We start from the raw sequence: 1,166 nt of genomic DNA, 5'->3' as shown, positions 1-1,166 counted from the left end.
CAGGTGCTCGATGTCGACGGCGGGCTCACCGGCCACGATGCCGTCGGGCACGGTGCCGATCTCGACGCGCTGGTAGTCCTCCACCTGGGAGACCGAGGACCACAGCATGTCCGACAGCGGCACCGGCGCGAGATGGCCACGGCGCAGCGCGGTTCCGGCCAGCACCAGCAGGTTGTCGCCGTTGCGGCGCATGCGGGTGGCGAGGTGGTCGAGGCGGAACAGCGACTGCAGGCGCTCGGAGTCGTCCTCGTCGCGCTCGAGTTCCTCGATCAGAGACAGCTGCTGCTCCACGAGGGATTGGCTGCGGCGCGAGAGGGTTTCGAACATGTTGCCGATCTGCAGGCGCAGTCGCGCCTGTTCGGCGGCCAGGTGGAGCGCCTGGGAGTGGATGTCGTCGACGGCTCGGGCCAGCTGCCCGATCTCCTCGGTGGTGTGCACGTCAACCGGCGAGATCTCCGGGGTCGCGCCGCCGGCGCGCACCACCTCGAGCTCCTGCGGCAGGTCGATGTGGGCCACCTGCAAGGCGTCTCGCCGCAGGCGGCGGACCGGCACGACCAGCGAGCGGGCCACCACCAGCGCCAGCGCGAGACCGGCCAGCAGCATGCCGATCACGATGGAGGTGTCACGCAGCACGTTGTTGCGCGCCTCGGTGGTGAGCTCGGACAGCTTGGCGCCCATGGTGCCCGCGACGGTCGCGACCTCGGAGGCGTAGGCGTCCGCGCTGCCGCGCAGCGAGTCCTGCATCGCGGGCAGGGTGCCCGGGTCGGGCACGTTCTGCATCAGGATGCCGACGCGGGCGCCGGCATTGTCCTTCAGCGTGTTCGCGTTCTGCGCCGATTCCGGCGCCATGCCGCGGTACACCTCGATCATGGTGATCTCGGCGCCGATGGCGGTGAGCAGCTTGGTCCGCAGCGCGGGGTTGGCGCCGGCGCCCGGCACCGCGAGCATGACGCGCTCCTGGGTGAGCAGGCGCGAGGCGGTCAGGGCGGCGCCGAACTGCAGGAAGGACTGCTGCACCCGGAGGTCGCCGACGGTGGGCGCGCCCGCGAGCGAGTTCTGCGCCCGGGTCTGCACCTCGTCGGCCTGATCGCCGATGGTCTGGGGGGAGCTGGTGCGCAGGCTGTTGCGCATGGTCTTCGCGACCGCCATGGCGGTGCTCAGTTCCT

The 1,166-nt window shown here is 71.1% G+C and carries 1 pseudogene; it reads right to left on the bottom strand.

From position 1 onward, the window contains the following. A pseudogene (locus ACIRS4_RS38070) lies at positions 1-1,149 on the bottom strand (hypothetical protein); the annotation flags it as partial. Positions 1,150-1,166: the final 17 nt, after the last annotated feature.

The organism is Streptomyces sp. NPDC101166 (assembly GCF_044768125.1).
Classification (GTDB): domain Bacteria; phylum Actinomycetota; class Actinomycetes; order Streptomycetales; family Streptomycetaceae; genus Streptomyces.
This window is presented reverse-complemented; position numbering and strand designations above follow the sequence as displayed.